This window comes from Salinibius halmophilus (assembly GCF_003577475.1).
In the GTDB taxonomy this organism is placed as follows: Bacteria; Pseudomonadota; Gammaproteobacteria; order Pseudomonadales; family Natronospirillaceae; genus Salinibius; species Salinibius halmophilus.
Genome location: NZ_QPEP01000001.1, coordinates 325,465 through 350,723, shown reverse-complemented (window position 1 = coordinate 350,723; position 25,259 = coordinate 325,465). Strand labels below are relative to the sequence as shown.

Sequence of the window (25,259 nt, the reverse complement as noted above, 5' to 3'; positions counted from 1 at the left end):
TCCTCACAAGGCAGCTAACAGTTATGTAACGTGCATGCACACAACTACCCTGCAAAGATTTATACCCACAAGCTTCGAAGCCAAAAACTGGGTGCCTACCTAGCGTTTAGAAAGGCTTAGGGTTTTACCAGCCCAGAACTGTGCATGCGCGTTAGTTTATGTAACGAAGCTACTACAAGTTTGCCGATTTGAACAGGCGACAACGTGACGAAAAACTGAACTTGTTTGGCGGATTCATTTTGGCTAAGGGCATTCGCTAGCGAGTGACCTTTTGAGCTTGTTGCCAAGTTGGTTGGCGTATTGCCGCTTGTTGATGGTGAGCAGAGCGCGCCAAGTTGTTTCCCAAACCTCTGGTTTGTGAAACCTACGGTTGAGCTACCCCATGAACCTCATGGGTCTAATTTAATAAGCCAGTGAGAGTATCGGGTGTTATATTGTAAAAAATAATAAAAATAGAATATATAGAAATAAAAAATATATAAAATAACCAAAGTGACAATATAAATAGCATGCCATTTGGCGCGTTGTAATGAGGCTGCAGGGTTTTGCTTCCTCCCTGGCTTTCCTCGGCTAACTACCAATCCAAAACACTCACCATAGGCCAGCGCGCTTTAAAGCTTGCGTTCATGGCATCGTAGTTTTCTTTGCGCATGGTGCGTTTGTTGGGCCGAATGATCATGTTTGCTTGGTCTTCTAAACCATACGGTGCAAATACTGTTAGTTCGTCGCTGCTTTCTAACCTAACGCTCTCTAACCTCACACCCACAGCAAAGCAGGGGAGCCAGGTGCGAATGCCATCTTCGGTTGTTTGATGAGGTGCAATGTTGTTGCCATGCTTTTTGCCATACCAGGTGTGCACATTGGCTTGGTTGACCACATCGACCGGCATGGCGAAGCGTTTATGGGCATCGATTAACTGTTGAAAGTGGGCTTCGCTGTCGTGCTCACGATCAAAGTACACCACATCAAAGTCGTTTACTTTATCGAGCGCTGGCAAACCTAGCTTTTGGTTCCACAGTATTTGTGTCACCGAGCCACCAGCGAGGTAGTGGTTTGGCAGGTTTAGCTGTTGTAATAAACCAAGCAGTGCCATGGCTTCAGGTACAGACTGAATCGCCTGGCAAAGCTGCTTGGTTAGGTCACTGTTCATTATATAAGTCCTTTTATAACGGGCGACCGCCGTTGCCTTAGTCTGCTTCGGCAGCTTCCAATGCCTCAAGTGCTTCCATCCACGCCATTTCAATGTCATCTAGCTCGGCTTTCATCGCACCCTGGTTTTTCAGAAGTGGCTGTAGCTTGTCGGCATTTTGTGGCTCATACAGGCTGGTGTCCGCTAGTTGCTCTTCAATGTCTGCTAACTGGGTTTGCAGTTTATCAATTTGCTTTTCAAGCTTAGTGGCTTTGTCTTTTAGCGGTTTTAGCTGTGCACGTTTGGCCGCTGCCGCTTGGCGTTGGGCCTTTTTATCCACCACTGGTTTGTCTGCTTCTTTTGCAGGCGCAGCCGTCTTTTGGGCGTCGTTGAGCAGCTTCTGGTAATCCGCTAGGTCGCCATCAAAGCGTTTTACTTTGCCGTCGTTTACTAACCACAGTTCATCTGTGCTGTCTTCTATCAGGTGGCGGTCGTGCGAGATCAGCACGAGTGCGCCTTCATAAGCCAGTAGCGCTTCACTGAGTGCTTGTCGTGCTTGTAAGTCCAAGTGGTTGGTCGGTTCGTCTAGTAGCAGCAGGTTTGGCTTCTGCAAGCTAATTTGGGCGAACGCCACACGAGCGCGCTCGCCACCAGATAGGGTTTCTAGTGGGGTTTCAGATTTGTTTTTATCAAAACCAAATTTACCCAGCGCATCGCGCAGCACTTGTTCGTGCTCTTTTGGGAAGCTGCGCTGCATAATGAGCAATGGGGTTGCTTTGCTGTCGAGCTCTTCAAGTTGGTGCTGGGCAAAGTAGCTAATGTTGCAATGTGCACCCTTGGTAATTTCGCCAGCTAACAAGTGTTCTTGGCGAAGCAGTGTACGCATTAGCGTCGATTTACCTGCACCGTTTGGGCCAATTAAACCAATGCGCGTTTGTGGGCGCAACGAGAAATCCACCCCAGTGAGCACGGGGTTGTTGGCATCGTAGCCAAGCGTTGCCTGGTCTATTACTAGGGTTGGGTCGGAATGTTTGTCGTTGGCAGGTAACTGAAACGATATGCCCGACTCAGCATGCGCTGGCGCGTTCGCGGTTAATCGCTCTAGTGCTTTAAGGCGGCTTTGTGCTTGTTTAGCCTTGGTGGCCTTGGCGCGAAAGCGATCGACAAAGCTTTGCAAATGAGCGCGTTTGGCTTCTTGTTTATCAAATGCGGCTTGCTGTTGTGCTTCTTGCTCAGTGCGTTGGCGTAAATAACTTGAGTAGTTACCACGAAAACAGTTGAGCGTACCCTGGTAAATGGCTGCCGTATGGGAAGCAATGGCATCCATAAAGGCATGGTCGTGCGCAATAAATAGCAGTGTGCCCTTGTAGTCTTGCAGCCAGCGCTCAAGCCATAACAAGGCACCTAGGTCTAAGTGGTTGGTTGGCTCATCGAGTAGTAGTAAATCAGACGGGCAGAATAGGGCGCGCGCCAAGCTGATGCGCATCCGCCAACCACCCGAGAAGCTACCCGTTGGTTGTTGCATCTGATCTACGCTAAACCCTAGGCCTGCAAGAATGTTTTCGGCTTTGTGGTCAACTTGGTAGCCGCCGTACTCTTCTAATGCGCCATGTGCGCGGGCAATCGCCATATCGTCACCACCAGATTCAGCCGACTGTAAATCCGCTTGCAGTTTGCGCAAGTGGCGGTCGCCATCAATCACATAGTCTAAAGCTTTGCGTTCAAGGTCGGTCACTTCTTGGTCAAGCCAGCTTACACGCCAGTCTTTGGCAATATGCAGCTCGCCGGTATCAACGGGTATCTCACCTTTTAGTAAGGCAAAAAGCGACGACTTGCCCGTACCATTACCCCCTACTAGGGCAACTTTATCGCCTTGATGTATGGTCATTGATGCCTGCTGGAGTAAAACGCGGGGGCCGCGTTGCAGGCTAATTGATTCGAGTTTTATCATGGCGCAACTAATTTGAAACAACGATTGAATGGAATAAATAATGTTGCAATTAGACTCGCCACTCTGGCAATTTGCAATCCAGTTTTACCAAAAAGGCAAAAACGCGCAGCTTTTATTGGCGCTGCAGGAACGGGAAGGGTTATGGATCAACCAATGGCTGGCCACCCTTTGGGCGGCAAAACATGGCTATGAACTGCCAAACAAGCCAGATGACATGCTGGCGCAGTGGCATACGCATGTTGTGTTGCCGGTTCGCCAGTTACGCCAGAAGATGCGTGACAGCAAACTTTATTCTCAATTGTTAGACCTAGAACTGCAAAAAGAGCGCGTTGAACTAGCGCACTGGTATCGACTAGCCAGCAAGCAAGTGAGTTCTGCAAACTGGCAAGAGCGCTTAACTGAGGTGTGGCCAAACTGGCAGCAATGGCCAGAGTCGAAGGCGCTTATGCAAGCGGTTGACGCTAACTAGCGTTGCCGCCTGCTTGGTTGCGAAGTGCCTGTGGGGTGCGCTCTAACCGAACCTGCTCGGCCGCGCGGTCCAGCCATTGAATGAGCCGACGCCAACTGTCTTCATCGTAGGCGCTGAGTTTGCCCAAGTCATGTATGCCTAGGCCTTGCTCGGCTGCACGAACATAGTCTTGGGTGTCGCGTAGCGAGCAAATAAACGGAATCTTTAACGACTTCAGAAATAGCTCCAGCTTCATGTAAACCAGGGTGTTGCGCCTAACTCGATTCGCCACGGCACCCACACGTTTTTTCTCACCACGTAAACTATTGGATAACAGTAAATTACGCACAAACCCAGTTGTGGCACGAATATCTATGGCACTGGGCGTCACCGGCATGATGATAATGTCGGCTTGGCGAATTAAATCGTCTAGGGCTTGCCCGGTTAAACCGGCTGGGCTATCGAGAATCACAAACTCACTGCGCGCCGGAATATTGTTTAATTGAAACGAGCGCGTGGCATGTTGATTGGTTTGCCAAGCGGCAATGCCATGTATTTCGGGGTGGTCGCTGTGGCGAGCTTCGAGCCATTGTTGTGACGACCCTTGGTTATCATGATCAACTAATACAACCTTTTGGCCACGGCGGGCTAAAAAGGCCGCTAAGTTGGTTGCTAGCGTGGTTTTACCAGCCCCGCCTTTTGCGTTGGCGACCAACACACGAACGGGTGTTGGCAGAGCAATGATACGTGCAGTTGCTTTCGAACTCATTCCTTCATCAGATGCAATTGACCATCGGATACTAGTGCCAAAATGAAATCGCCGGATTTCTCCACCGCTATCACGTCGCGACTAGTATTGACTGCCCATGCACTGTCCCCCGGAAGTTGCCATGTCTTAACAATGTTATCGGCGGCAATGTCATAAAGATGAACTTGGCGATTGCGCATGCCCAACAATAGCCGTTGATCATTTTCAATAAATACTGCCGATGCGAGTGCCGCATTGATACCTAGGTTAATTTCGCGGATGGCGCGTTTGCCATCAATTGCCCAAATTAACACTGGCTCACTTGGCGCGCTTGTTAAGGCTAGTTGACCATTATCCGAAATGGCAACCTTGGTGACTTGATTTTCACTAGGGAGAGTGAGTAGTAACTCACCAGATTCGCTGTTCCATATCTTGGCGGTGTAATCTTCGCTGCCACTAATTAGGCGATTACTGTTGGCCGACATGGCCAAATCGTTTATTGGGCCTTGGTGAAACATGGTGGTTTCAACACCACCAAGTAATGCATTAAATTTGGATATTTGCGCGTCTTCCATGCCAACAAAAGCAAACTCACCATTGCGGCTCAGTGCCACGGCTGATATTTCAGCTGGGGCTCGCCAATAGCCAAATGCCTCACCGGTTTCCGTGGACCAGCTCACTAGTGTGTAGCGATCGGCGGTTAGCGCCACTCGGTTGTCTGCCGAAAAGGCAACCGACTCAATATCTGTGTAGAAGTCGGCCTGATGATTCCAGCGGAACAAGGTGTTAGTGGTTCGGCTATTCCAAACGGCACCACCCTGGTAAAGGGTGCCAATTAGCGTTAGCTGACCATTCGGGGAGAATGCGCCCGTTAATACCCCATTGTCTACCAGTTGCCAGCTATCTAGTGGCTTACTGTTACAACCAGCTAGCACCAACGCTATGAACAGTGAGGTGAACGTGTGGCGCATAAATTAAGCGACTTCTCGGTGTGCCTCGTGGATGTCTTGAATCAAGCGATCTTCTAGTTCAAAACGCTCTTCCAACGCTTCGCCAAGCACAGACAGTTGGTCATGTACTTTGGCTACATTTGCTTGCACAAGCTCAGCCGTAGAAAACAAGTCATTAAAATCTAATGCCGTTTCAGTCGTGGTCTGAATTTTTGGCATTAAATGTGAGATTAAGCGTTCCGAGCCATCATTGAATGCTTTCGCTTCATGCAATAGCTGTTCATACACTTCGAAATGCCCAGAAGAAATGTAGTCTACTAATACTTCACAGAACTTGGTCAGCTTATCTTCTTCACTATCTCGATTTTTCTCGAATGGCGTAATGCCTTCTAAAGCAAAGTAAAGGCTAATCAGCTCTCGGCGCTCTGCTAGCCAGCTATCGATAATCTGGTGAACGCCGCCCCAACGCTCTTGGGCGGTTTTGCAACTTTCTAACATGGCGGTGCCTTTTTGTTATCTGCTTCACAATTTCACTTTATATGAACACTATAAACAAGCATAGGCAAGTTTGGGAAGCATGGTATGCAGGGTTCAACGGTCAGTATTACTGAACGACAGCACACATCTAGCGTGCTGTCGCTTAATTACAGGTTGGTAATTACTTACGGTTCCAGTTTGGCGTGAAGAACTGCACGGCGAAGAAAATGGCGTAGCCAATGAACGCAACACCTGTCCAGCCTGGAATGCTCAACCCAAGGAACTGCCATTGAATTTCAGCACAGCTGCCAGATGAACGGAATACTTCTACAACTGCCTCCCAAGGACCCATAATGTCTAGTAGATAATCTAAACTTGGACCACAAGCAGGAATTTTTTCCGGTGGCAGGTTTTGCAACCATACTTGGTAACCGGCTAAGGCTACGCCTACGATTGCCGATATAAATGCCAAGGCCACAACCCAGCGATAGGCTTTGCCCTTGTGAACAAAGATGGCGACGAATGCGATGGCGCCAACGGCAATGGTGGCCAAACGCTGGAAAATACATAGGTTACATGGCTCTAGGCCTAGGTATATTTGAAAATAATAGCGGGCAACCAACATCATTATGATGGTGCCTAGCACGGCGGCGATGTTGAGCGTGCGCCAGTTTATTGTTGTTAACATCTTGGAGGCTCCTTAGTGACCCAATATCACAATGGCTTAAGCATACGAGCGTGGTTATTTTGTTCTTTGCTCTTGAGCATGTTTTTTACATTTATTTCTACCAGCGCGGTCGCGCAAGAGCGATATATTGCACTGGAACCCGAATTCGTTGTTAATTACGGCAACGGAGAGGATACCAAGATTCGCTATGTTGCGGTGAACATAACCTTAAAAGCACGCAACGATTTAGCATCTATAGACGTAATTCAACATTCTGATGCACTACGCCATGCCATCATCATGACGTTATCGCGCCAGTCTGTAGAAACCATGCACTCTGCGCAAGCGCAGGCAGCTATGCGTAATCAGCTTTTGGATGCGGTACAAGGTGTGATGTTGCAGGAAACTGGTGACACACTAATCGATCAGGTGTTGTTCACCAGTTTCGTATTGCAAAGTTAACCGGCTACTTGGCTAACCAGGCAGCTAGGTAGTCATTAAAGCTGCCTTGGCTCTCTTTGCTTAGTTGCTGTTCGGCAAGATGAGACGCTTTCGTTTGTTCGGTAAGGGTCGCCTGCCACTCTGGGTTTGGTGCTTGCGCCAAAATCGTTTGTTTATGCGCCACGGCTAGCCGCTCAGCCCAGTCTTGAAAATCAGCTTGTTCTGCTTTCATCTCGCGCACCATTCGCTGGGCAACCGTTTCACTATTGCCCTTAAGTTTTTCGCGCATGGTGTCTAGTGCCGCACGCGTGCCTGAGTATTGGCCTTCAAGTTGGTCGGCAATGGCTTGCATGTCATCGATTAACGCCAGTCCCCATTCACCAATGGTTCGTTCGGTGTCGCCGTCTTTCAGCAGCGCATCTTTGTTAAGACCATGATTGATTGCTCGCTGCTGGTTTACCCGAACTGCATGGCATTCTTCATCAGAAAGTTTTGGGCTGTCGCTCATTAAACACCATAGTAAGAAGGTGTCTAAAAACTGTAGTTGGGCAAGGTTAGAGCCCAGCGGTTCAAATGGGTTTAAGTCTAAGCAGCGAACTTCGATATATTCAACGCCATATTTGGTAAGCGCTTGCAGTGGTTTTTCGCCGTTTTTGGCATTGCGCTTTGGCCGTATGTCGCTGTAATACTCGTTCTCAATTTGCAACACGTTGGTGTTGAGCTGTTTCCACTGTTTGCCATCTTGCAAACCAATGTTTTCATAGCCAACAAACGAGGTTTGCATGGCGTTCGACAAGGTTGCGGCATAACTATTAAGGCTGTTGAAACAAACGAACAGGTCACTCTGCACGTTGTTGGAGTACCCAATGTCACTCATTCTAAGCGTGGTGGCCGTGTCGAGCAGGTGACTGCGTTTGGCAAACTTAGGCAAGCTGGCCGAGCGACCCACTTTAAAGCTTTGGTCAAATGCCGGTGAAGCGCCAAACAAGTGCAGTAACAGCCATTGGTAGCGTCGGAAGTTGCGAATTAGGTTGAAGTACAGCTCGGTTTGTTTGTCTTGTGTGAGCTCGCTGCCTTGTGCTTGCGCAATTTTAGCCAGCAAGCTTTCAGGTACCGAGAAATTATAATGCATGCCAGCAATAGCCTGCATGAGTCGCCCATATCGATGCCAAAGCCCGTGGCGATACACATGCTTAAGTTGGCCTAAATGGCTATCACCATACTCGGCAATACGAATATCTAACTCGCCATCTACCTTGCAAGGCATAGATGCTGGCCAAATGGTTTGTGATGGCATTTGCGTAAGTGTGAAGTGGTGCAAAGCGTGCAGGTCATCGAGTACCGCTTGCGCACTGGTTCGAACAGGCGTGATGAACTCAAGCAGGGCTTCCGAGTAGTCGGTGGTAATATGTGGGTGCGTTAAGGCAGACCCAGCACCGTATGGATGATCGTCTTGCGCAATATGCCCATAGGCATTCACTCGCAATCCTTCTTTCTCGATACCACGCGTTACCAATAAGTCTTCTTTGGTAAGGGTTGGCAGTAGTTCTTTCACGCTCATTGAGTGCGCTTCCAATTAGTAAACGTAATAGCAAGCAAATGGGGGCTGCATAATAGAATTCAATGCAGCCTGCTAGCACGGTTTGGTTAACGTTTCAGTAACGCACTTAGTTGGTCAGCCATTGCTGAGTTGCCAGGTGCTGGTTGCTGCTGGGTTTTTCGTGGCGACTTATTTGCTTTATTCGGTGCCTGGGCAACGGGTTCAGCATTTTGCTTCATCGACAAACTAATGCGCTTACGTTCTGGTTCCACTTCTAATACCGTGACTTTCACGACGTCACCGGCTTTCACAACCTCTCTTGGGTCGCTAACAAACTGGTCCGATAGTGCCGAGATGTGTACAAGGCCATCTTGATGCACGCCAATATCAACAAAAGCACCAAAGTGGGTGACGTTGCTCACCACGCCTTGCAGTTTCATGCCTGGTCGCAGGTCACTAATTTTTTCGATGCCATCGGCAAACTCTGCTGTTTTAAACTCAGGTCGAGGGTCGCGCCCTGGTTTGGCTAGTTCGCTTAGGATGTCTTTTAGGGTTGGCTCACCGATGCTGTCGGTCACGTAGCGGCGAATATCAATTTGCTTTAGTTTGCCACTGTTGCCAAGCAACTGATCCAGCGAAAGCGACTCCTGGGCCACAATTTGTTCTACCAAATCATAAGCTTCTGGGTGCACCGCTGTGTTGTCGAGTGCCACCTTGCCGTCGCGAATGCGCAAAAAGCCTGCACATTGCTCGAATGCTTTTGGCCCCAGTCGCGGTACTTTCAGCAACTGCTTGCGGGAGTCAAAGCGGCCAAGCTGGCTGCGCATGGCAACAATGTTGCTCGCTAACGTTGCCGACAAACCTGCTACTTTGGCAAGTAGATGTGGCGACGCTGAGTTCAGCTCCACCCCAACGGCGTTTACACAGTCTTCAATCACATCGTCCAGCGATTTCTTCAGCTGGCTTTGGTTTACATCATGCTGATATTGCCCAACACCAATTGCTTTTGGATCAATTTTAACCAGCTCTGCTAATGGGTCTTGTAAACGGCGTGCGATTGAAATTGCGCCTCGAATTGTGACATCTAGGTCGGGGAACTCTTTTGCTGCAAGCTCTGAGGCAGAGTAAACCGAAGCGCCTGCTTCGCTCACCATAACAGGCGATAGCTTAAGCTCTGGCAAGGCTTTGGTAAGTTCGCGGGCAAGTTTTTCGGTCTCGCGCGAGGCCGTGCCGTTGCCAATTGCGATATATTTTACTTGATGTTGCTTACACAGGGCGGCAAGGGTAGCGAGCGCGTCATTCCAACGGTTTTGCGGCGCATGCGGGAAGATCGCCGTATGATCAAGCAGGTCACCGGTATCACTGACCACGGCCACCTTAACGCCGGTGCGATAACCAGGGTCTAAGCCTAGGGTGGCAAATTGCCCGGCTGGCGCTGCCAGTAACAAGTCTTTTAGGTTGCTAGCAAATACCTTAATGGCCTCGGCTTCGGCACTATCACGTAGGCGAGCAAATAGCTCGGTTTCGATATAGGTCGAAATTTTTACCCGCCATGTCCAGCGAATGACCTCACTTATCCAGGTATCGGCTGGGCGCTTTTGATGCTGCCAACCGAGCTGTTCGGCTAAATATAACTGGGCCATGCTCTGGGCTGCTTTATCGTCTTCGGCAACTGGCTGAATTTTAAGCTGTAAAACGCCTTCGTTACGCCCACGAAACATGGCTAGCGCCCGGTGACTTGGCACTTTCTTGATGGGTTCTTGATACGCGTGCCAGTCTTTGAACTTCTGTCCTAGTTCGGTTTCTGCTTGTCCTTCTATCACTTGGCTAACTAACAATCCGTCGTTCCATAGCCAGTTGCGCAGCGCCGATAGAACGTTTGCTTGTTCGGCAAAGCGCTCCATTAGAATAAACCGTGCGCCTTCTAATGCGGCTTTGGTATCTAGTACTTTGTCATTAACAAAGCTAGCAGCAAGCGCTTCTGGGTCATTGTGAGGGTTTTGCCAGAGTTCGTTTGCTAATGGCTCTAGACCGGCAGCAATGGCTTTTTGACCACGTGTTTCGCGCTTGGGTTTAAACGGTAAATAGAGTTCTTCGAGGTCAGACTTGCTCAACGCTTGTTGAATTTGTTGGCGCAGGGCATCAGTCAACTTGCCTTGCTCATCTATGCTGGCCAAAATTGCGTCTTTTCGGCTTGCGAGTTCACGCTGATAAGTTAAACGCTCGGCAAGTTTGCGCAGCTGCTGGTCGTCTAAGCCACCCGTTGCTTCTTTACGGTAGCGGGCAATAAACGGCACGGTCGCGCCGTCATCTAATAGTTGAACAACAGCCTCTACCTGACTGGTGCGGATGCCAAGCTCATTGGCAACAAGTTGTAATACCGTAGACATAAGGTTCCTTAATGGCGCGAGCTGTCAAACATCTCATCGAGGTCGTCATTGTTAAAGCGATACACATGACGACAGAACTGGCAGTCTGCTTCAATTGCGCCTTGCTCAGCAACAATTTCCCGCGCTTCAGTTTCGCCTAGTTGCGTGATGGCTCTTGCAACACGAGCTTTTGAGCAGCTGCAATTAAACTGCAGGTCAGTTGGCTCATACACTTTTATTTGCTCTTCGTGATACAAGCGGAATAACAACTCTTCGCTGTTAAGCTCTAGCAGTTCTTCTTGCTTAACCGTATCGGCAAGGTGTACTAAGCGGTCCCATGCATCGGTATCTTGGCGCTGTAAGCTGCTTTCTTCGGCTGCGTGGGGGAGTGCCTGGAGCAACAAACCACCAGCACGATTACCATCACTGGCCAACCAAATACGAGTTTTTAATTGCTCAGAGCGCTCAAAGTAGTCTTCTAGTGCGCCAGCAACATTGTCTTTTTGCAGCTCCACAATGCCCTGGTAGCGCTGGCCAATATAAGGCTCAATGGTAATGGCTAAGCGCCCTTTGCTGAGCAGTGGTTGGCTTTGGTCAATGTCGTTTTCAAAGCGAGCAATGGCGCGAATATTTTTATGATCAACAATTTCGGCCATCAGCATATTGATTTGGCCTTCACCTTGCGCCTGCAAAATAATGCTGCCATCTACCTTTACTCGAGCAGCAAGTAAGCTTACTGCTGCAACAAACTCACCTAGCACCTGCATAACGTTGGCAGGGTAGTCGTGACGTTCTTTAATGGCAGCAAGCGTATCGCCAAGCTGAGTAAGCTCACCGCGTACTTCGGTTTGCTCAAATAAAAATCGTTGATTGCTATCGGCTTGGCTCATAAATCGGCTCCGTGTTTCATCGCGCGAATATTGCGGCGCTGCTTTTTGTTTGGCTTCTGTTGCGGCGTGGCGTCAGCGGCTTTGGCGAGCTTGCGCAGCTCTGCCTGTCGTTGTCGCTCGGCTACGCTCTCAGGTGTTTCGCTATAGAGGGCTTGGGCCACTGGTGCTGGCCCCCGTTGCTCAGATAAGGCCAAAATTTCAATTTCAAAGGTCTGTTGGCCTTTTCTTATGCGAAGTTTGCCGCCAACTTCAACATTTCGTGATGGTTTAGCGCGCTGGCCATTGTAATGTACATGGCCACCTTCTAAGGCTGTTTTGGCGAGTGAACGGGTTTTAAAAAAACGCGCAGCCCACAGCCATTTATCAATTCTTACTGCTTGCATGGATATAGTTCATAGAAGTCATTCGTTACCGGGTAGCGTACGCTCTCTCGCGCTGGCTGGTGCATATTAGGCTGGCTAATGGTGAGCAAGTGCTTAACGCCGTAGCTATTGGCGGCATCGAGTACTGTCTCATTATCATCAACAAATAGGGTGCGCGTTTTATCAAATGGGTGCTGTTGTTGTAAGTATTGCCAGAAGATATCGTGTTCTTTTGGGGCGTTAAGCTCATGCGAAATAATGATTTTATCCATCAGTGCATCCAGTTCGGTCACTTCCGCCTTAACCATAAAACCATCCCGGTGGGCATTGGTGGTCAGCCAAACCTGTTTGTTTTGTGACTTCAGCCAATAAACAAATTCGCGCGCGCCAGGGCGCCATGCAATTCTGTGGCTACATTGGCGCTTCAAGCGCGCCACCGATAACCCTGCTAAGCGCGACCAAAAATCGGTGCAGTACCAGTCCAGGGTGCCATGCGTTTGGCTAAACCAAGGGTCAAGAAAGGCTTGCGCCTCTTCATTGCTTACGCCATGCTGTTGGCTGTAAGCATGAACAATATCTTTGGTCCAAAAATGCTCATCAAAATGTAGATCGAGCAAGGTCCCGTCCATATCTAACATGACGGTGTCTATTTGTTGCCAATTAAGCATGTGCTTGTCCAATTCAATTTTGCCAGAGCCTAACAAAAGGCAAAGGAGTTAGCAGCATGAAATCGCTGCCGGTTTGGTTTTCTGAGTTGCAAACACTGGTCGAGCAAGTAAGCCAGCAATTGCGAGCCGATTACGCCAATAAAGACAAGATCAAGGTTAGTCGAAAAAGTGATGATTCGCCGGTAACAGAGGCCGACACCCGCGCTTCGCAAGCATTGGTAACGGGCTTAAAAAGAATGATGCCGGGCGTGCCAGTGATATCTGAAGAGCTGCAATCGTCACATATTATTGCCAGTCAGCGCGATACTTTTTGGCTAGTGGATCCGATGGATGGCACTGCCGAGTTTATGGAAGGCTCTGGTGAGTTCAGTATTAATATCGCACTTATTAAAGATGGCCAACTTGAGCTTGGTTTGGTGGCCATGCCAATGCTTGAGCAAAGCTTTTATGGTGGCCGCCAATACGGCGCATTCGTTAATGGCGCGGCGCTAACGCCTCGTACTGTGGGTAAGCACATTACCGCAGTAGGGTCGCGCAGAGGGCCATATCAAGGAAATTGGCAGGATAAACTAGAAGCTGAGGGCTACATAGTTGACCGCCGCGAAGCTGGTGCTGCCTATAAGTTCTGCCTAATTGCTGCGGGTGATGCCGATATTTATCCTCGCCCAGAGGGTATTATGCAGTGGGATACGGCTGCCGCGCATGCACTGCTGCAAGGCGCGGGAGGCACCATTGTAGATTGGCAAGGGCAGGAGTTGCAGTATGGTGGCAGTGACTTGTCGGTGCCCGCCTTCGTTGCGGTAGCAGATACCACTATTTTGCCTGTTTTGACGAATCAAAAGTGACTGATTAGCGTTAGGCTAGCTTGATATAGTGGTCAGCGAACCGTGGTCAATTAGGCGAGCGCGGATATCTTCTAAGTCATACTCGCCAATGCCAAGCTGAGAGCTGACTAGGTCTTTTAACACCGCCCACTCATGATCCTCTGTTGCATTGCCAAGCGTGTAGTAAAACCGGCATAGATGTTCGGCGGCTTTTAGGTGTAAAAAAAGTAGCCGTCCGGGTGAATCTTCTTGCCATGTCGCTAGTGCGCGCGGAATGTCATGATGATCTGCAATCACTTGGCAAAGGAGCAAGGGTAGGTTCCAGGCTTTGGCGGTATAATAACCTACAACACAATGATTAGTTTTGTACTCGTGATTCTCTAGGTCGATTAACCGTGCTAGATCAGCTTGGTAAGCCTTGGCGGTAATCTCAAAGTAGTCGTCAAATTTCGATCGCATAAGGGCCATGCCACAGTTATGAAACAAACCTAGCGCGTAAGCTTGGCCTTCATCGACCATTTTAGTCTCTTTGGCGAGAGCGCTGCAGGCAATAGCACAATCGTGGGCCGTGTCCCAAAATTGATTCAGGTTGGTGATTTCTTCATCGCTCAGCTCGCCTTTTATACTAAGCCCATTGACTATTTGAAACACCATGTCGATACCTATGCGTGTAACGGCCTGCTGTATGCTGCTTAAGCGGTTTTTACGCGGCAGGGTGGCGTTAGCAATTTTGATAACCGTTCCAGCCAGCCCCACGTCATTGGCAATCAGTTCCGCCATATGATCAATGGTTAGGTCTCCGTCGAGCTGAGCCATATGTAAGTCAACCAGCACCTGTGGCTGAGGGGGGATTCTTATACCCTGCAATATTTTTTCAATGGCGTCAGCGGTCATCTACGAAGAAGTCCTATTATTACGCTAGCTGCGGCTCCGAAAGCGAATAACTTCGGGTATACTTGCCGCTTATAAACACTGGTAGTCACCCTTATAGGCTAGCAGGTCTTTTGCCAAGTTGAGGATAAAATGCAGCAAGTTTATTTGCGCTCAGGGGCGGAAAAACGCCTACGTTCAGGCCACCCGTGGGTGTTTAGTAACGAAATAGATACACAAAAGTCGCCATTATCTGATTTGGCCAGCGGTGACTTGGTTGGTGTTTATGCTGCCAATGGCAAACCGCTGGGTTCGGCGCTTGCTTCGCCATCTCAGTTGATTGCATTGCGGTTAGTGAGTCGAAAAGTACTAGAAGGATTATCTAAACGGTTTTTCAAAATCCGGTTGCAAAACGCCTTGGCTTTGCGTGAGCAGTGTTTCCCAGAGCCGTTTTATCGCTTAGTTCATGGTGATAGCGATGGGCTGCCTGGTGTGGTGATTGACCGCTACGGTGATTATTTCGCTGTGCAGATCAATAGTTCATCGATAGCACCGTATCAAGCGCTGCTAGTGGATGCTTTAGTTGCAGTCATGCAACCTAAGGGTGTGTTGCTGCGCAACGATGGCAAAATGCGCCAAGAAGAGGGGCTAAGCGATGAAGTCGTCGTGGCCTTTGGTGAAGTCCCTGAGTATGTGCCTTGTATTGAAAACGGTGTGCATTTCCGTATTCCTATTATAAATGGCCAAAAGACTGGCTGGTTCTATGACCACCGCGATAACCGTCAACGCCTTGCATCGTTGGTGAAGGGCAAGCGAGTTTTGGATGTGTGCAGCTATGTGGGTGGCTGGGGCGTACAAGCGGCAGTCTTTGGTGCGAGTGAGGTTGTCTGTTTGGATGCTTCACAGTTTGCTTGCAATGAAGTGAAAGCTAATGCTGAGCTAAATCAGCTCTCCAATGTGTCGGCAATTTGTGGGGACGCCTTTGATCAAATGAAAGCGCTTGCCGAGGCAAAAGAGCGCTTTGATGTGGTGATTGTCGATCCACCCGCATTCATTCGGCGCAAAAAAGACAAGGCAGCCGGCGAGCGGGCCTATCAAAAGCTGAACGAGCTAGCGCTTAGACTGCTTGGCCAAGAGGGTTGGCTAATAAGTGCCAGCTGTTCAATGCACCTGTCGCGCGAGCGCTTTATCGACATTATTCGAGCCAGTGGTCGAAAAATCGATCGCCAAACTCAGATTGCTGGCATCTTTAGCCAAGCGGCCGACCACCCCATACATCCTGCCTTGCCAGAAAGCGAATATATTAAGTCGGCCATGGTTAGAGTATTGCCTACTTATTAATTAGCATCGACTGTAGCGTGCTGCTGGGCAAAGACCGAGCAGCCGCGGCACTGTTGTATGCGGCTTGCCATTGCTCGAGCAAAGATTGCGACGCTCCCTCGATCGTTAACTGCTGCCAGCGCCCGTTAATGTAGGCAAGGTCTCTATGTAGTTGCTCAGTTGCCTCGGCTAGGTACCTGTGTTTGCGCTCTAGCAGCGTATCGTTAGGCGTAATGCTGCTGGCAACAATCATCAAAGCGTCGATACCTAGCGCCTGGTCGGAGGCCATTACAACCTGATGTTCATCAATCAGGCTATCGGCTACTAGGGCGATGGTGCGATCGGCAATAATGCCGGCAAACGGGTAATCAGGTGAAGGCAACAAGTATTGTCGATTAGCGCCCGGGAAATAAATGCGCTGCCACCTTTGCTCGGAGTCATCAGGTAACACAAGCAGTGGGTCTATAGCGGCGATTCGTCGGTGCAAATCTGCCAACGTTAGGGTGACCTGCTCAATCGTTTGTGGCGCAGAGGGTAGGGATTGGGCGGATTGCATCAACTCATTGCTGGTTGCAACAATTTGTGAAAATTGACTGAGGCGTTGCTGCAAATGCTGCGATGCCTCAACGCTTTGTTCTTCAAGACTACAGCCAATAAGCACAGCACAAGCCATCAGCGCAACGAAATACTTGCCCATTGTTGTGCCTCTGCATAGCTAAGTAGGGTAGGGTCCGCATCAACCACCACTGGGTGATCCACTTTTTTCAACAGTGGTAGGTCGTTATGTGAATCGCTGTAGAAGTAGCTGCCTGTCATCGACTGCGGATTGTGTTCAAGCCAAGCCTCTAGGCGGGTGATCTTGCCTGCTTGAAAAGACGGCGTGCCGGCAACTTTGCCTGTATATTTGCCATCTTTAAATTCGGCCGTTGTGGCAATGTAGTCGTCTACCCCTAAGCGCTTAGCTATGGGCCCTACAACAATATCATTGGTGGCACTGATAATAAGGTTAAAGTCGCCACGGTCTTTGTGTTCTTGTAACAGGGCAAATGCTTTATCTAGCAGAATTGGCTCGATGCGTTCAGCCAAAAACTTGCTTTGCAGCGCCGTTATCTCATCAACACTTAATTTGGCAAATGGGTACAGAGCAAACTCAACATATTCATGGATGTCGAGCGTGCCCGCTTGGTACTGCTGATAAAAATAGTCATTTTTTTCAAGGTAGTGCTCGGCATCCACAACCCCTTCAGCGACCAAAAATTCACCAAACGCGTGATCGCTATCACCACGAATCAATGTGTTGTCTAAATCAAAAATGGCCAGTGCCATGGGCATATCCTTTTATCGCAAACCTAATCAAGGTTATCAATGAAACTCTAAACTATGATACCGAGATACCATGCTGGCTAACAGAGCCGATATAAAATGCGCGGCAAGCTAGTGCAAACAATGGTGATTGCTGAAACGCTGATTGATAAAAACACAAGCTGACTTGGTTTTTTAGGTATTTATCGCGTCACTTTCTGCCAATTAGTTGCCGATTTCCTCATACAATGAAAGAATCAGATTAGAACAGAGTATGAGGTGGTAAGGTGATTGACTCAGATGGGTTTCGACCCAATGTAGGCATCATTCTCGCCAATGGTCGCGGACAGGTGCTTTGGGCTCGCCGGTTAGGGCAAGACGCCTGGCAGTTTCCTCAAGGGGGAATTCGGGCGAATGAGACGCCCATTGCTGCTATGTATAGAGAGCTGCGCGAAGAAATTGGCCTCAGCGAGAATGATGTTAGCATTGTTGCCTGCACGCGAGGTTGGCTCAAGTACCAGCTGCCTCGGCGCATGATTCGCTATAACAGCTTGCCAGTTTGCATTGGGCAGAAGCAAAAATGGTTTTTGCTACGCATGATGTGTCGCGATAGTGAAGTGAATGTTACCGACTGTGACACACCAGAGTTTGATGGGTGGCAGTGGGTAAGCTACTGGTACCCACTAACGAATGTGGTGCCTTTTAAACGAGATGTATATCGCGCCGCGCTAACCGAGCTGCAACCGCGGTTGGCCCGAAGCTTATTTTAAGGAGAGCTCATGGATGCAATGCTGAAAACGCTGAAAAGAATCGTCCAAGAAGTAAACGCTGCGCCAGATTTGAACGCGGCGATGGCGAAGCTTGTATTGCGTATTCAGCAAAGCATGTCTGTGCAAGTATGCTCGGCGTTTTTATGGGATAAGTCGGTTGAGCGCTATCGGTTGATGGCCACGGAAGGGTTAAACAAAAACGACGTTGGCACACTACTGCTAGAGAAGAACAAAGGCATTGTTGGCTTGGTTGGTCGCCGAGAAGAGCCGGTGAACTTGGCTAACGCCAGTGATCACCCGAGCTTCCATTATGTCCACTCGCTGGGTGAAGAATCTTTAAAGGCCTTTATGGCTGCCCCCATTATTCACCAGAAAAAGCTATTAGGTATCCTGGTGGTGCAGCGCACCGAAGCGCGCGCTTTTGATGAAGCTGAAGAAGCCTTTTTGGTCACCATGGGGGCTCAGTTAGCCGGTGTGATTGCCCATGCCCAAGCCACTGGTGGCATGAAAGCCATGGCAGGCAAAAGTGCCGATAGCATAGAAAATATCCGCTTCGATGGGGTTGCTGGCGCGCCCGGTGTCGCCATTGGTCAAGCCGTTGTAGTCGGTGGCACCGAGCTTGAAGACGTGCCGCTATATGCTTGCAAAGACCCTCAACGCGAAGTGAGCAAGTTAAAAGCCGCGTTTGAACGTGTGCGCGAAGATATTAAGCAGGCCGGTAAAGCGCTGCAAGATCAGTTGCAACCCGAAGAGCAGGCTTTGTTTGGCGCCTACCTTAATATGCTCGAAGACTCGACACTAGGCGATGAAGTAGCGCGGCGCATTAACGAAGGTTACGCGGCTAGTGGCTCATTAGCCGCCGTCGTGATGGAGTACTCATCCCAGTTTGATGCGATGGATGACCCTTATCTGCGCGAGCGTGGGGCAGATATTCGCGATATGGGGCGGCGAGTATTGTCGTACCTAGAAAGTAATGATGATGAAACGCGTGAGTTACCAGAGCGCGCTATTTTGGTTGGCGATGAGCTGACCCCTGCCATTCTTGGACAAATTTCTGAAAACCGTATTGTGGGAATTGTTTCTCGCCAAGGCTCCAGCAACTCCCATATCGCCATTATTGCTCGTGCCATGGGGATCCCTACGGTAATGGGCTTGGTAGATATGCCGGTCAAGGTGATGGACGGTAAGCAGTTGGTAGTCGATGGCTATCGCGGCCACCTTTATCACAACCTAACGGCTGAAAAACTGAGCTATTTTGAAGCCATTGTTGTCGAAGAAGAAGAATCTGCCGCCGACCTCGAACGACTCAAAGATTTACCTTGTGAAACGCTGGATGGCTACAACGTTCCTTTGTTGGTCAACACTGGCTTGTTAACGGATGTGGTGCGTTCTCAAGATCGAGGCGCTGATGGCGTTGGGCTGTATCGGACTGAAGTGCCATTTATGATGCGCGAGAGATTCCCTACTGAGCGTGAGCAGATTGAAATCTATCGTGAGCAGCTGCAAGCTTTTGCGCCGCGAAAAGTCACCATGCGTACTTTGGATATCGGCGGCGACAAGTCATTGCCATACTTCCCTATTGAAGAGCAAAACCCCTTCTTGGGCTGGCGCGGTATTCGTGTAACGCTCGATCACCCTGAAATATTCCTAATCCAAGTCAGAGCCATGCTGCGCGCCAGTGAAGGGCTAGATAATCTAAGAATACTTCTGCCAATGGTGAGTAGTACCACTGAGCTAGAAGAAGCCTCACACCTTATTCACCGGGTAGAACATGAGCTGCAAAGTGAAGGCTACGACATCAAAACCCCTGAAGTAGGGGTGATGATTGAGGTGCCGGCAGCGCTGTATCAAATACGTGATTACGCTTCGCGTGTTGACTTTCTTTCGGTTGGGTCAAACGACTTAACCCAGTATTTACTGGCGGTTGATCGCAACAATCCGCGCGTGGCGGACCTCTACGACACCTTCCACCCATCGGTGCTCAAAGCACTTAAACATATTGTTGATGAGGCACATGCTTATGGTGTGTCGGTGACCATTTGTGGGGAGTTCGCTGGCGACCCAGCTGGTGCGATCTTGTTATCAGCAATGGGCTTTGATGGCCTGTCAATGAGTGCTAGCTCCTTGCTGCGAGTGAAGTCGGTATTGCGACAAATTGATATGACTTGGGCACGGCCCTTGGTTGATGAAGTGCTAAATAATGATTCACCTCTTATCGCTCGCTCGGTGCTCGACTACGCCTTAAAGCGTTATGGCGTAAGTGTGGGGCCAAATTATAAGGATCAAAATCACATAGACTAATTTGGTTCTTAACCGGGGTGGAATTGGTATCTTTGTGGGTCTGTATTGGCTACCAGTGGTTTTGTTGCTTATGAATATTGATCATTAAATTCGATCAGTTTGCGACATCAAATCTAGCAAGAATGAGCTAACTTAAAAGGTGACAGCTGCTTTTTCTTAGTGGGTGTTGGAGAGAGTCATAAAAAGGCACCCGTGGGTGCCTTTTTTATTGCCTGTCGCTCACGAGTTGTCTAGGCATTATTGCCCTAGCAGTGCATCAAGTTGATCCGTTCTAAACCATCCCGCAATACTATAGCGATCCTGATGGGTGGGCAGTACTTCATGCGGAAATTCTTCGCTCATAAATATGACTAGCCGATTGAAAGTTGGCTCGATATCTAACAAAAACTGATCCGTCTCATCATACAGGCGCAAACAACCACCATGCTCGGGTTGCCAGTTCGGATTCAAATAATATACCAAGGTCACCACGCGATTTGATTGGCCTCTAAAGGCATCCAAATGCTTCTTGTAAAAACCACCAGGTGGATAGTGGGCATAGTGAGCCTCAAACCTTTTTAAGCCCAAATATGCATATTTATTCAAATCAGATTGTAACGCTTGCATTGCCTGCATTAATTGCCGGGTAGCTTGTGTGTCACCTTGAATCCAACTGATTTCATCGCGCCTAATGTTGCTGGCTAGCTGATGGTCATCGCCGCGCCCTATGCCGGCACGACTAAAATCGTTTTGGAAATCGAATGCGACTTGCCATAGTGCCTGGGCAAGGCTTGGCTCTAGGGCTTGGTCAATGACGCAGTAACCCTGAGTCGCTAAGGCGTTAATTATGGATTGATTGGCCAGCATGATGTCCTCATGCAACGGGGGTGTGGATCGTTGCGTGCGGAATATATGCTAGGAAGTGCAGATTACAAAGCGAAAAATGAGGGGGAGTAGCACCAGCAAGCGCTGGTGCCAAATACTACTAGCGCTTGTTACGCTTGCGCTCGTTTTCGCTTAGGAACTTCTTGCGAATACGAATGTTCTCTGGTGTTACTTCCACTAGTTCATCGTCTTCAATAAACTCAAGTGCTTGCTCTAGCGTGAAGCGAATAGGCGGCGTTAGGTTAACATTTTCATCGTTACCCGAAGCACGCATGTTGTCTAGCTTCTTCGCTTTGGTAGGGTTTACCACCAAGTCGTTAGCACGTGAGTGAATACCTACTACCATGCCTTCGTAAATTTCAAAGCCTGGTTGAATCATCAGGCGGCCGCGCTCTTGCAGCGTCATCAATGAATAACCCAAGGCTTTGCCGGTTGCCATTGAGATCAACGCACCGTTTTTACGATGTTCTACTTCGCCTTCAATCACTGGACCATAGTGGTCGAAGCGACTGGTTAAGATGCCAGAGCCTGATGTCAGCGTCATAAACTGGTTACGGAAGCCAATCAATCCACGTGATGGAATCATGTAGTCGAGGCGAACACGGCCTTTGCCATCTGGGGTTAGGTTATTCAGAATACCCTTGCGCAACCCTAGCTCTTCCATAATAGAGCCTTGGTGCTGCTCTTCTACGTCGATGGTCACATCTTCGTATGGCTCTTGCTTAACACCGTCAATTTCTTTGATGATCACTTCTGGGCGCGACACGCCAAGCTCAAAACCTTCACGGCGCATGGTTTCAATTAGTACTGAAAGGTGCAACTCACCACGGCCCGATACACGGAACTTCTCTGGGCTGTCGGTTTCTGAAACACGAAGGGCTACGTTGTGTACCAGTTCTTTCTCTAGGCGCTCTAGAATATTTCGGCTGGTTACGTACTTACCTTCTTTACCAGCAAACGGCGAGTCGTTTACTTGGAAAGTCATGGTAACGGTTGGCTCATCCACCGAAAGTGCAGGAAGCGCCTCAACGTTATTCGGGTCACACAAGGTATCTGAGATATTTAGTGGGTCGACACCTGTCACACAGATAATGTCACCCGCTTGCGCGCTGTCTGATTCACTACGTTGCAGGCCTAGGTAAGTCATTACCTGACCAACTTTGCCTTTGCGCTGCTTGCCTTCTTTGTCGATCACAACAATTTGCTGGTTTGGCTTAACCGAACCACGGGTGATACGACCTACGCCGATGACGCCAACGAAGTTCGAGTAGTCCAAGGCCGAGATTTGCATCTGGAACGGGCCTTCTGGGTCAACATCTGGTGCTGGTACAAGGTCAACGATGGCTTGGAATAGCTCCGTCATATCTTCGCCCATGTTGTCGGCGTCTAAGCCAGCGAAGCCGTTTAGCGCAGATGCGTAAACCACCGGGAAATCCAGTTGCTCATCGGTAGCACCTAGGTTGTCAAACAAATCAAAGATTTGATCCATTACCCAATCTGGGCGCGCACCTGGACGATCGATTTTGTTGATTACAACAATTGGCTTTAAGCCTTGCTCGAACGCCTTTTTGGTTACGAAGCGCGTTTGTGGCATTGGGCCATCAACGGCGTCTACCAATAGTAGTACTGAGTCGACCATAGACATCACACGTTCAACTTCACCACCAAAGTCGGCGTGCCCTGGCGTGTCGACGATGTTGATGCGGTAATCATTCCAATTAATAGCGGTGTTTTTCGCCAAAATGGTAATGCCACGCTCTTTTTCTTGGTCGTTGGAGTCCATGATGCGCTCGGCCTCCACTTCTTTGCGGTCAAGCGTACCCGACTGCTTGAGAAGTTTATCAACCAAGGTGGTTTTACCATGGTCAACGTGGGCAATAATCGCAATGTTTCTTAAGCGCTCGATCACAAGCAAGGTCTCCAATAAAATTTCGGGGGCGATCATACCACCATTGACCAACAATTCATCAGACAAAATGTTTTTGCGCTTGGGCAATTGTTAGTTTTTTTGGTATTTGCGCACATTGTGCAATGCAAAGTTCTGCTGTCGCCTGGGCATCCACTAGCGCATTATGCGCTGGCACATTGGGTAAGCCGGCATCTGCTCGGCAGTTTTCTAGGGTAAATGCGTTATATTTAAATTCGTCGCGATGTGGACCTGCTTTGCGCATCGCAAACGCCATGGTATCGAAATAAATCGGCGCAAACCGCCACTCGAGTAGTTGTTTGGCAAATCTGGCAAGCACTGGCTGCTCAATAAACCGGTTATGAACAACCACTATCTTTTGCTCACAAGCTAGCAGTGCTTGCGGCAATACTTGGCTTAAATGTGGTGCATCCGCAAGCATGTTATCAGTTGTTTGGTGCACCACCGCGCTACTGCCAACGTCTGCGCGCACAAGCCAGTGGCATCCTTGTGCAGGTTTAAATCCTGTTAAGTCGAACGGCTGCACGCCAATAGAAACAATGTCACAGAGTTTGGTGTCGAGTGAGGTCAGCTCGAGATCCAGAGCAACAAATCCTGCCTCTGCAAGCATTAAATTCGAGTCAATTTTCGCTACGTCTGATGCTTTAAACACGCCGAAGATACCTGTAACCCAGTAGCTTTTGTAATTCGTCGATGGCCTTTAATAGCTCTTTAAGCTGGTAGCGCTCAACGGGTTTTAGTTGTTTGGGAACCATCAAATTATCTGTTCCTTGCAACTGCTGACGCCAGCGCCACTGCAATAAAAACTCGTGGCCATCAATTAACCCCTGAATCGGCAGATCAGGTTCTAAATCTAATAAGGCGACTAGGCGGCTTGAAGAGGAAGCACTGCGAATACCATGGGCAAAAGCCAATAACCGAGCGGTGTCATTAATTGGCGTGAGCAGTTGGGTTTTAACGTTAATTGGCTTACTTTGATTTAACAAATTTGCCAACCAGCCACTGCTCGTATGCGTGCGCAGTAAATCTCGGGTTAGTTCAGCAAGAAGCAGTTGCGCTTTACCGGCTGCTTGTTTGGCAATGTCATCAATGGCGGTTGCTAGTGAGTGGTCGCCATCGATAACACGAATGTCGAGCAGAATCTCAAGTGCTAGCACAGCATCGCTGTTGGCTTGGTCAATTAACTTTTGATAATGGGCGCGCCACTCGCTCACCGAACGGAAGAAGGCTTTTTGGCTAGCCATCACCCCCCCCTGACACCAAGCCAAGCCAAGCGTGTCTAGGTCTTTGTTGACTGCCTCTGCCAGCGCCTGAAGGTTGACCGTGTCGCTAAGGTGATCAGGGTAGATGATGCCATTGTCTTGATCTGAACCTAGGTGCATTTCTTCACGTGCTTGCGAGCCAAAAACTAGCCAAGCAAAAGGCGAATCATACGCTAGTCGCTGCTGATGAATGCTCAGTAGCCGCCGGCTCACAACATCCCAAAACTTGCTATAAAAACGGCTTAAACTTAAGCCTTCTTCGCCCTGTGCCAGCAGCGCCTGCAATACTTGCTTGAACGAGGCGACTACTTCTTTGATTTGCTCAACATCATGGCAACGTTTAATGCGTTTGATGACATTGACTGGGTCTAGCTCTCGATAGCGCAACACGTCGGTGCTGGTAATTAATCCACAAAGCTGGCGGTCGACAACCGGCAGGTGGTGGATTGAATGTTCAGCCATGATCAGCATGGCATCAAACACTGTCGCGTTGGGCGAAATGGTGATTGGGCGCGACGTTAAAATGCTCGCCACCGAAGTGTTCAGTGGCAGCCCAGTTGCTACCACACGTTTTCGTAAGTCACGGTCGGTAACAATGCCGAGGAGTTCTTGGTTCTCAACGACTAATAGTGAGCCAACTTGTTTCTCGGTCATTAACTCGGCAGCATTTTGAATGGTTATTGAAGTGGGCGCTGTCAGTAAGTCCGTGCTCATGCAATGCATTACTTTGTCATGTGATGGCAGGCTTTGCTGTTGCGCGCTGCGCTGCCCCCATGCAACTCGGCGTTCCCCGAGTAATCGTAAAAAAGTATCGACGATGGGTGCTTGCGCTATTAACCAATCACAGTCGTTTAACGACAAAGAAATGAGCAGTGCATCTTCAATGCAGGTGGCATGTACATTTGCAGACTGACGCTGAAGCAAAGACTGAACGCCGAGCAGTTCACCTTCACTTAGCCGGTCAATCAGTTCGCCATCCTGATTGTAAAGTTCAAACGCGCCAGCGCGAATCATTGCTAAACCGGGTTTAGACGGCCAGGCTTCGCCTTGGCGTAAGTATGAAACGGCAAGGCGTCCGCTAAGTTGCTCTAAAATATTGTTTGGTAATTCATCAAATGGTGGAAAGCGAGTTAGAAAATCTAGATAGGGGTTGTTAGTCATCGGCTGCCCCTTACAAGC

24 protein-coding genes are annotated in these 25,259 nt (G+C 49.1%); 6 read left to right on the top strand and 18 right to left on the bottom strand.

Features of this window, described 5'->3' with window-relative positions:
- Window positions 1-574: 574 nt before the first annotated feature.
- Window positions 575-1,150 carry a nucleotidyltransferase family protein gene (locus DUW71_RS01565; RefSeq protein WP_158583822.1) on the bottom strand — a complete coding sequence of 192 codons (576 nt, stop codon included), beginning with the start codon at window positions 1,148-1,150 and terminating at the stop codon, window positions 575-577.
- Between the two features lie 37 nt (window positions 1,151-1,187).
- Window positions 1,188-3,080, bottom strand: coding sequence for an ABC-F family ATP-binding cassette domain-containing protein (locus tag DUW71_RS01560; protein ID WP_119393474.1), 1,893 nt, complete (start codon window positions 3,078-3,080; stop codon window positions 1,188-1,190).
- Window positions 3,081-3,120: 40 nt separating this feature from the next.
- Here DUW71_RS01560 and DUW71_RS01555 point away from each other — a divergent pair, with 40 nt between their 5' ends.
- A complete protein-coding gene (locus tag DUW71_RS01555; protein ID WP_119393473.1) occupies window positions 3,121-3,549 on the top strand; it encodes a DUF2390 domain-containing protein in 429 nt (142 codons plus the stop codon).
- Here the strand turns inward: DUW71_RS01555 and DUW71_RS01550 are convergent.
- The 4 genes from DUW71_RS01550 to DUW71_RS01535 form a co-directional block, all read right to left on the bottom strand.
- A complete protein-coding gene (locus DUW71_RS01550; RefSeq protein WP_119393472.1) occupies window positions 3,542-4,297 on the bottom strand; it encodes a ParA family protein in 756 nt (251 codons plus the stop codon). The genes DUW71_RS01555 and DUW71_RS01550 overlap by 8 nt on opposite strands.
- Window positions 4,294-5,247 (bottom strand): WD40 repeat domain-containing protein, encoded by a 954-nt coding sequence (locus DUW71_RS01545; protein ID WP_119393471.1) that lies wholly within the window; start codon window positions 5,245-5,247, stop codon window positions 4,294-4,296. The genes DUW71_RS01550 and DUW71_RS01545 overlap by 4 nt, the downstream gene beginning before the upstream one ends.
- A 3-nt stretch (window positions 5,248-5,250) precedes the next feature.
- Complete coding sequence (rsd, locus tag DUW71_RS01540; RefSeq protein ID WP_119393470.1) at window positions 5,251-5,724, bottom strand: sigma D regulator; 474 nt, start codon at window positions 5,722-5,724, stop codon at window positions 5,251-5,253.
- 160 nt (window positions 5,725-5,884) lie between these two features.
- A complete protein-coding gene (locus tag DUW71_RS01535; RefSeq protein WP_119393469.1) occupies window positions 5,885-6,391 on the bottom strand; it encodes a disulfide bond formation protein B in 507 nt (168 codons plus the stop codon).
- A 15-nt stretch (window positions 6,392-6,406) separates the two neighbouring features.
- Here DUW71_RS01535 and DUW71_RS01530 point away from each other — a divergent pair, with 15 nt between their 5' ends.
- The gene (locus DUW71_RS01530) at window positions 6,407-6,832 is read left to right on the top strand and encodes a flagellar basal body-associated FliL family protein (RefSeq protein ID WP_119393468.1); all 426 of its coding nucleotides are present in this window, start codon (window positions 6,407-6,409) and stop codon (window positions 6,830-6,832) included.
- 4 nt (window positions 6,833-6,836) lie between these two features.
- Here DUW71_RS01530 and gshA read toward each other — a convergent pair whose 3' ends face one another.
- From gshA to yrfG, 5 genes are all read right to left on the bottom strand, one after another.
- Window positions 6,837-8,372, bottom strand: coding sequence for a glutamate--cysteine ligase (gene gshA, locus DUW71_RS01525; protein ID WP_119393467.1), 1,536 nt, complete (start codon window positions 8,370-8,372; stop codon window positions 6,837-6,839).
- 86 nt (window positions 8,373-8,458) lie between these two features.
- Window positions 8,459-10,741 (bottom strand): Tex family protein, encoded by a 2,283-nt coding sequence (locus DUW71_RS01520; RefSeq protein ID WP_119393466.1) that lies wholly within the window; start codon window positions 10,739-10,741, stop codon window positions 8,459-8,461.
- An 8-nt stretch (window positions 10,742-10,749) separates the two neighbouring features.
- Window positions 10,750-11,610 (bottom strand): Hsp33 family molecular chaperone HslO, encoded by an 861-nt coding sequence (hslO, locus tag DUW71_RS01515; RefSeq protein WP_119393465.1) that lies wholly within the window; start codon window positions 11,608-11,610, stop codon window positions 10,750-10,752.
- The gene (locus tag DUW71_RS01510) at window positions 11,607-11,993 is read right to left on the bottom strand and encodes an RNA-binding S4 domain-containing protein (protein ID WP_119393464.1); all 387 of its coding nucleotides are present in this window, start codon (window positions 11,991-11,993) and stop codon (window positions 11,607-11,609) included. The genes hslO and DUW71_RS01510 overlap by 4 nt, the downstream gene beginning before the upstream one ends.
- Window positions 11,981-12,640 carry a GMP/IMP nucleotidase gene (yrfG, locus tag DUW71_RS01505; protein WP_119393463.1) on the bottom strand — a complete coding sequence of 220 codons (660 nt, stop codon included), beginning with the start codon at window positions 12,638-12,640 and terminating at the stop codon, window positions 11,981-11,983. The genes DUW71_RS01510 and yrfG overlap by 13 nt, the downstream gene beginning before the upstream one ends.
- A gap of 56 nt (window positions 12,641-12,696) precedes the next feature.
- Between yrfG and DUW71_RS01500 the strand changes: the two genes are divergently transcribed.
- Window positions 12,697-13,485, top strand: a complete 789-nt coding sequence (locus tag DUW71_RS01500; protein ID WP_119393462.1) for a 3'(2'),5'-bisphosphate nucleotidase CysQ family protein — start codon at window positions 12,697-12,699, stop codon at window positions 13,483-13,485.
- Window positions 13,486-13,500: 15 nt separating this feature from the next.
- On the opposite strand, the gene DUW71_RS01495 is transcribed toward DUW71_RS01500, so the two are convergent.
- Window positions 13,501-14,358 carry an HDOD domain-containing protein gene (locus DUW71_RS01495; RefSeq protein ID WP_119393461.1) on the bottom strand — a complete coding sequence of 286 codons (858 nt, stop codon included), beginning with the start codon at window positions 14,356-14,358 and terminating at the stop codon, window positions 13,501-13,503.
- Between the two features lie 129 nt (window positions 14,359-14,487).
- Between DUW71_RS01495 and DUW71_RS01490 the strand changes: the two genes are divergently transcribed.
- The gene (locus DUW71_RS01490) at window positions 14,488-15,675 is read left to right on the top strand and encodes a class I SAM-dependent rRNA methyltransferase (RefSeq protein ID WP_119393460.1); all 1,188 of its coding nucleotides are present in this window, start codon (window positions 14,488-14,490) and stop codon (window positions 15,673-15,675) included.
- Here the strand turns inward: DUW71_RS01490 and DUW71_RS01485 are convergent.
- Window positions 15,665-16,351, bottom strand: coding sequence for a hypothetical protein (locus DUW71_RS01485; protein ID WP_119393459.1), 687 nt, complete (start codon window positions 16,349-16,351; stop codon window positions 15,665-15,667). The two genes, DUW71_RS01490 and DUW71_RS01485, sit on opposite strands and share 11 nt — an antisense overlap.
- Window positions 16,327-16,980, bottom strand: coding sequence for a histidinol-phosphatase (locus DUW71_RS01480; RefSeq protein WP_119393458.1), 654 nt, complete (start codon window positions 16,978-16,980; stop codon window positions 16,327-16,329). The genes DUW71_RS01485 and DUW71_RS01480 overlap by 25 nt, the downstream gene beginning before the upstream one ends.
- A 263-nt stretch (window positions 16,981-17,243) precedes the next feature.
- Here DUW71_RS01480 and DUW71_RS01475 point away from each other — a divergent pair, with 263 nt between their 5' ends.
- Window positions 17,244-17,726, top strand: a complete 483-nt coding sequence (locus tag DUW71_RS01475; protein ID WP_119393457.1) for an RNA pyrophosphohydrolase — start codon at window positions 17,244-17,246, stop codon at window positions 17,724-17,726.
- A 9-nt stretch (window positions 17,727-17,735) separates the two neighbouring features.
- Window positions 17,736-20,027 carry a phosphoenolpyruvate--protein phosphotransferase gene (gene ptsP / locus DUW71_RS01470; RefSeq protein ID WP_233545997.1) on the top strand — a complete coding sequence of 764 codons (2,292 nt, stop codon included), beginning with the start codon at window positions 17,736-17,738 and terminating at the stop codon, window positions 20,025-20,027.
- 237 nt (window positions 20,028-20,264) lie between these two features.
- Here ptsP and DUW71_RS01465 read toward each other — a convergent pair whose 3' ends face one another.
- The 4 genes from DUW71_RS01465 to DUW71_RS01450 form a co-directional block, all read right to left on the bottom strand.
- The gene (locus DUW71_RS01465) at window positions 20,265-20,873 is read right to left on the bottom strand and encodes a 2OG-Fe(II) oxygenase (protein WP_119393456.1); all 609 of its coding nucleotides are present in this window, start codon (window positions 20,871-20,873) and stop codon (window positions 20,265-20,267) included.
- A gap of 118 nt (window positions 20,874-20,991) precedes the next feature.
- Window positions 20,992-22,800, bottom strand: coding sequence for a translational GTPase TypA (gene typA, locus DUW71_RS01460; RefSeq protein WP_119393501.1), 1,809 nt, complete (start codon window positions 22,798-22,800; stop codon window positions 20,992-20,994).
- A 58-nt stretch (window positions 22,801-22,858) separates the two neighbouring features.
- Window positions 22,859-23,470: an exonuclease domain-containing protein gene (locus DUW71_RS01455; RefSeq protein WP_119393455.1), complete on the bottom strand. Its 612-nt coding sequence runs from the start codon at window positions 23,468-23,470 to the stop codon at window positions 22,859-22,861.
- Window positions 23,463-25,241 carry a DUF294 nucleotidyltransferase-like domain-containing protein gene (locus DUW71_RS01450; RefSeq protein ID WP_119393454.1) on the bottom strand — a complete coding sequence of 593 codons (1,779 nt, stop codon included), beginning with the start codon at window positions 25,239-25,241 and terminating at the stop codon, window positions 23,463-23,465. Before DUW71_RS01450 ends, DUW71_RS01455 begins: the two co-directional genes overlap by 8 nt.
- Window positions 25,242-25,259: the final 18 nt, after the last annotated feature.

Bases quoted from the DNA above. Each gene is read 5' to 3' on its own strand.
- DUW71_RS01565 (WP_158583822.1), bottom strand. From the start codon at position 1,150: ATGAACAGTGACCTAACCAAGCAGCTTTGCCAGGCGATTCAGTCTGTA.
- DUW71_RS01560 (WP_119393474.1), bottom strand. From the start codon at position 3,080: ATGATAAAACTCGAATCAATTAGCCTGCAACGCGGCCCCCGCGTTTTA.
- DUW71_RS01555 (WP_119393473.1), top strand. From the start codon at position 3,121: ATGTTGCAATTAGACTCGCCACTCTGGCAATTTGCAATCCAGTTTTAC.
- DUW71_RS01550 (WP_119393472.1), bottom strand. From the start codon at position 4,297: ATGAGTTCGAAAGCAACTGCACGTATCATTGCTCTGCCAACACCCGTT.
- DUW71_RS01545 (WP_119393471.1), bottom strand. From the start codon at position 5,247: ATGCGCCACACGTTCACCTCACTGTTCATAGCGTTGGTGCTAGCTGGT.
- rsd (WP_119393470.1), bottom strand. From the start codon at position 5,724: ATGTTAGAAAGTTGCAAAACCGCCCAAGAGCGTTGGGGCGGCGTTCAC.
- DUW71_RS01535 (WP_119393469.1), bottom strand. From the start codon at position 6,391: ATGTTAACAACAATAAACTGGCGCACGCTCAACATCGCCGCCGTGCTA.
- gshA (WP_119393467.1), bottom strand. From the start codon at position 8,372: ATGAGCGTGAAAGAACTACTGCCAACCCTTACCAAAGAAGACTTATTG.
- DUW71_RS01520 (WP_119393466.1), bottom strand. From the start codon at position 10,741: ATGTCTACGGTATTACAACTTGTTGCCAATGAGCTTGGCATCCGCACC.
- hslO (WP_119393465.1), bottom strand. From the start codon at position 11,610: ATGAGCCAAGCCGATAGCAATCAACGATTTTTATTTGAGCAAACCGAA.
- DUW71_RS01510 (WP_119393464.1), bottom strand. From the start codon at position 11,993: ATGCAAGCAGTAAGAATTGATAAATGGCTGTGGGCTGCGCGTTTTTTT.
- yrfG (WP_119393463.1), bottom strand. From the start codon at position 12,640: ATGCTTAATTGGCAACAAATAGACACCGTCATGTTAGATATGGACGGG.
- DUW71_RS01500 (WP_119393462.1), top strand. From the start codon at position 12,697: ATGAAATCGCTGCCGGTTTGGTTTTCTGAGTTGCAAACACTGGTCGAG.
- DUW71_RS01495 (WP_119393461.1), bottom strand. From the start codon at position 14,358: ATGACCGCTGACGCCATTGAAAAAATATTGCAGGGTATAAGAATCCCC.
- DUW71_RS01490 (WP_119393460.1), top strand. From the start codon at position 14,488: ATGCAGCAAGTTTATTTGCGCTCAGGGGCGGAAAAACGCCTACGTTCA.
- DUW71_RS01485 (WP_119393459.1), bottom strand. From the start codon at position 16,351: ATGGGCAAGTATTTCGTTGCGCTGATGGCTTGTGCTGTGCTTATTGGC.
- DUW71_RS01480 (WP_119393458.1), bottom strand. From the start codon at position 16,980: ATGGCACTGGCCATTTTTGATTTAGACAACACATTGATTCGTGGTGAT.
- ptsP (WP_233545997.1), top strand. From the start codon at position 17,736: ATGGATGCAATGCTGAAAACGCTGAAAAGAATCGTCCAAGAAGTAAAC.
- DUW71_RS01465 (WP_119393456.1), bottom strand. From the start codon at position 20,873: ATGCTGGCCAATCAATCCATAATTAACGCCTTAGCGACTCAGGGTTAC.
- DUW71_RS01450 (WP_119393454.1), bottom strand. From the start codon at position 25,241: ATGACTAACAACCCCTATCTAGATTTTCTAACTCGCTTTCCACCATTT.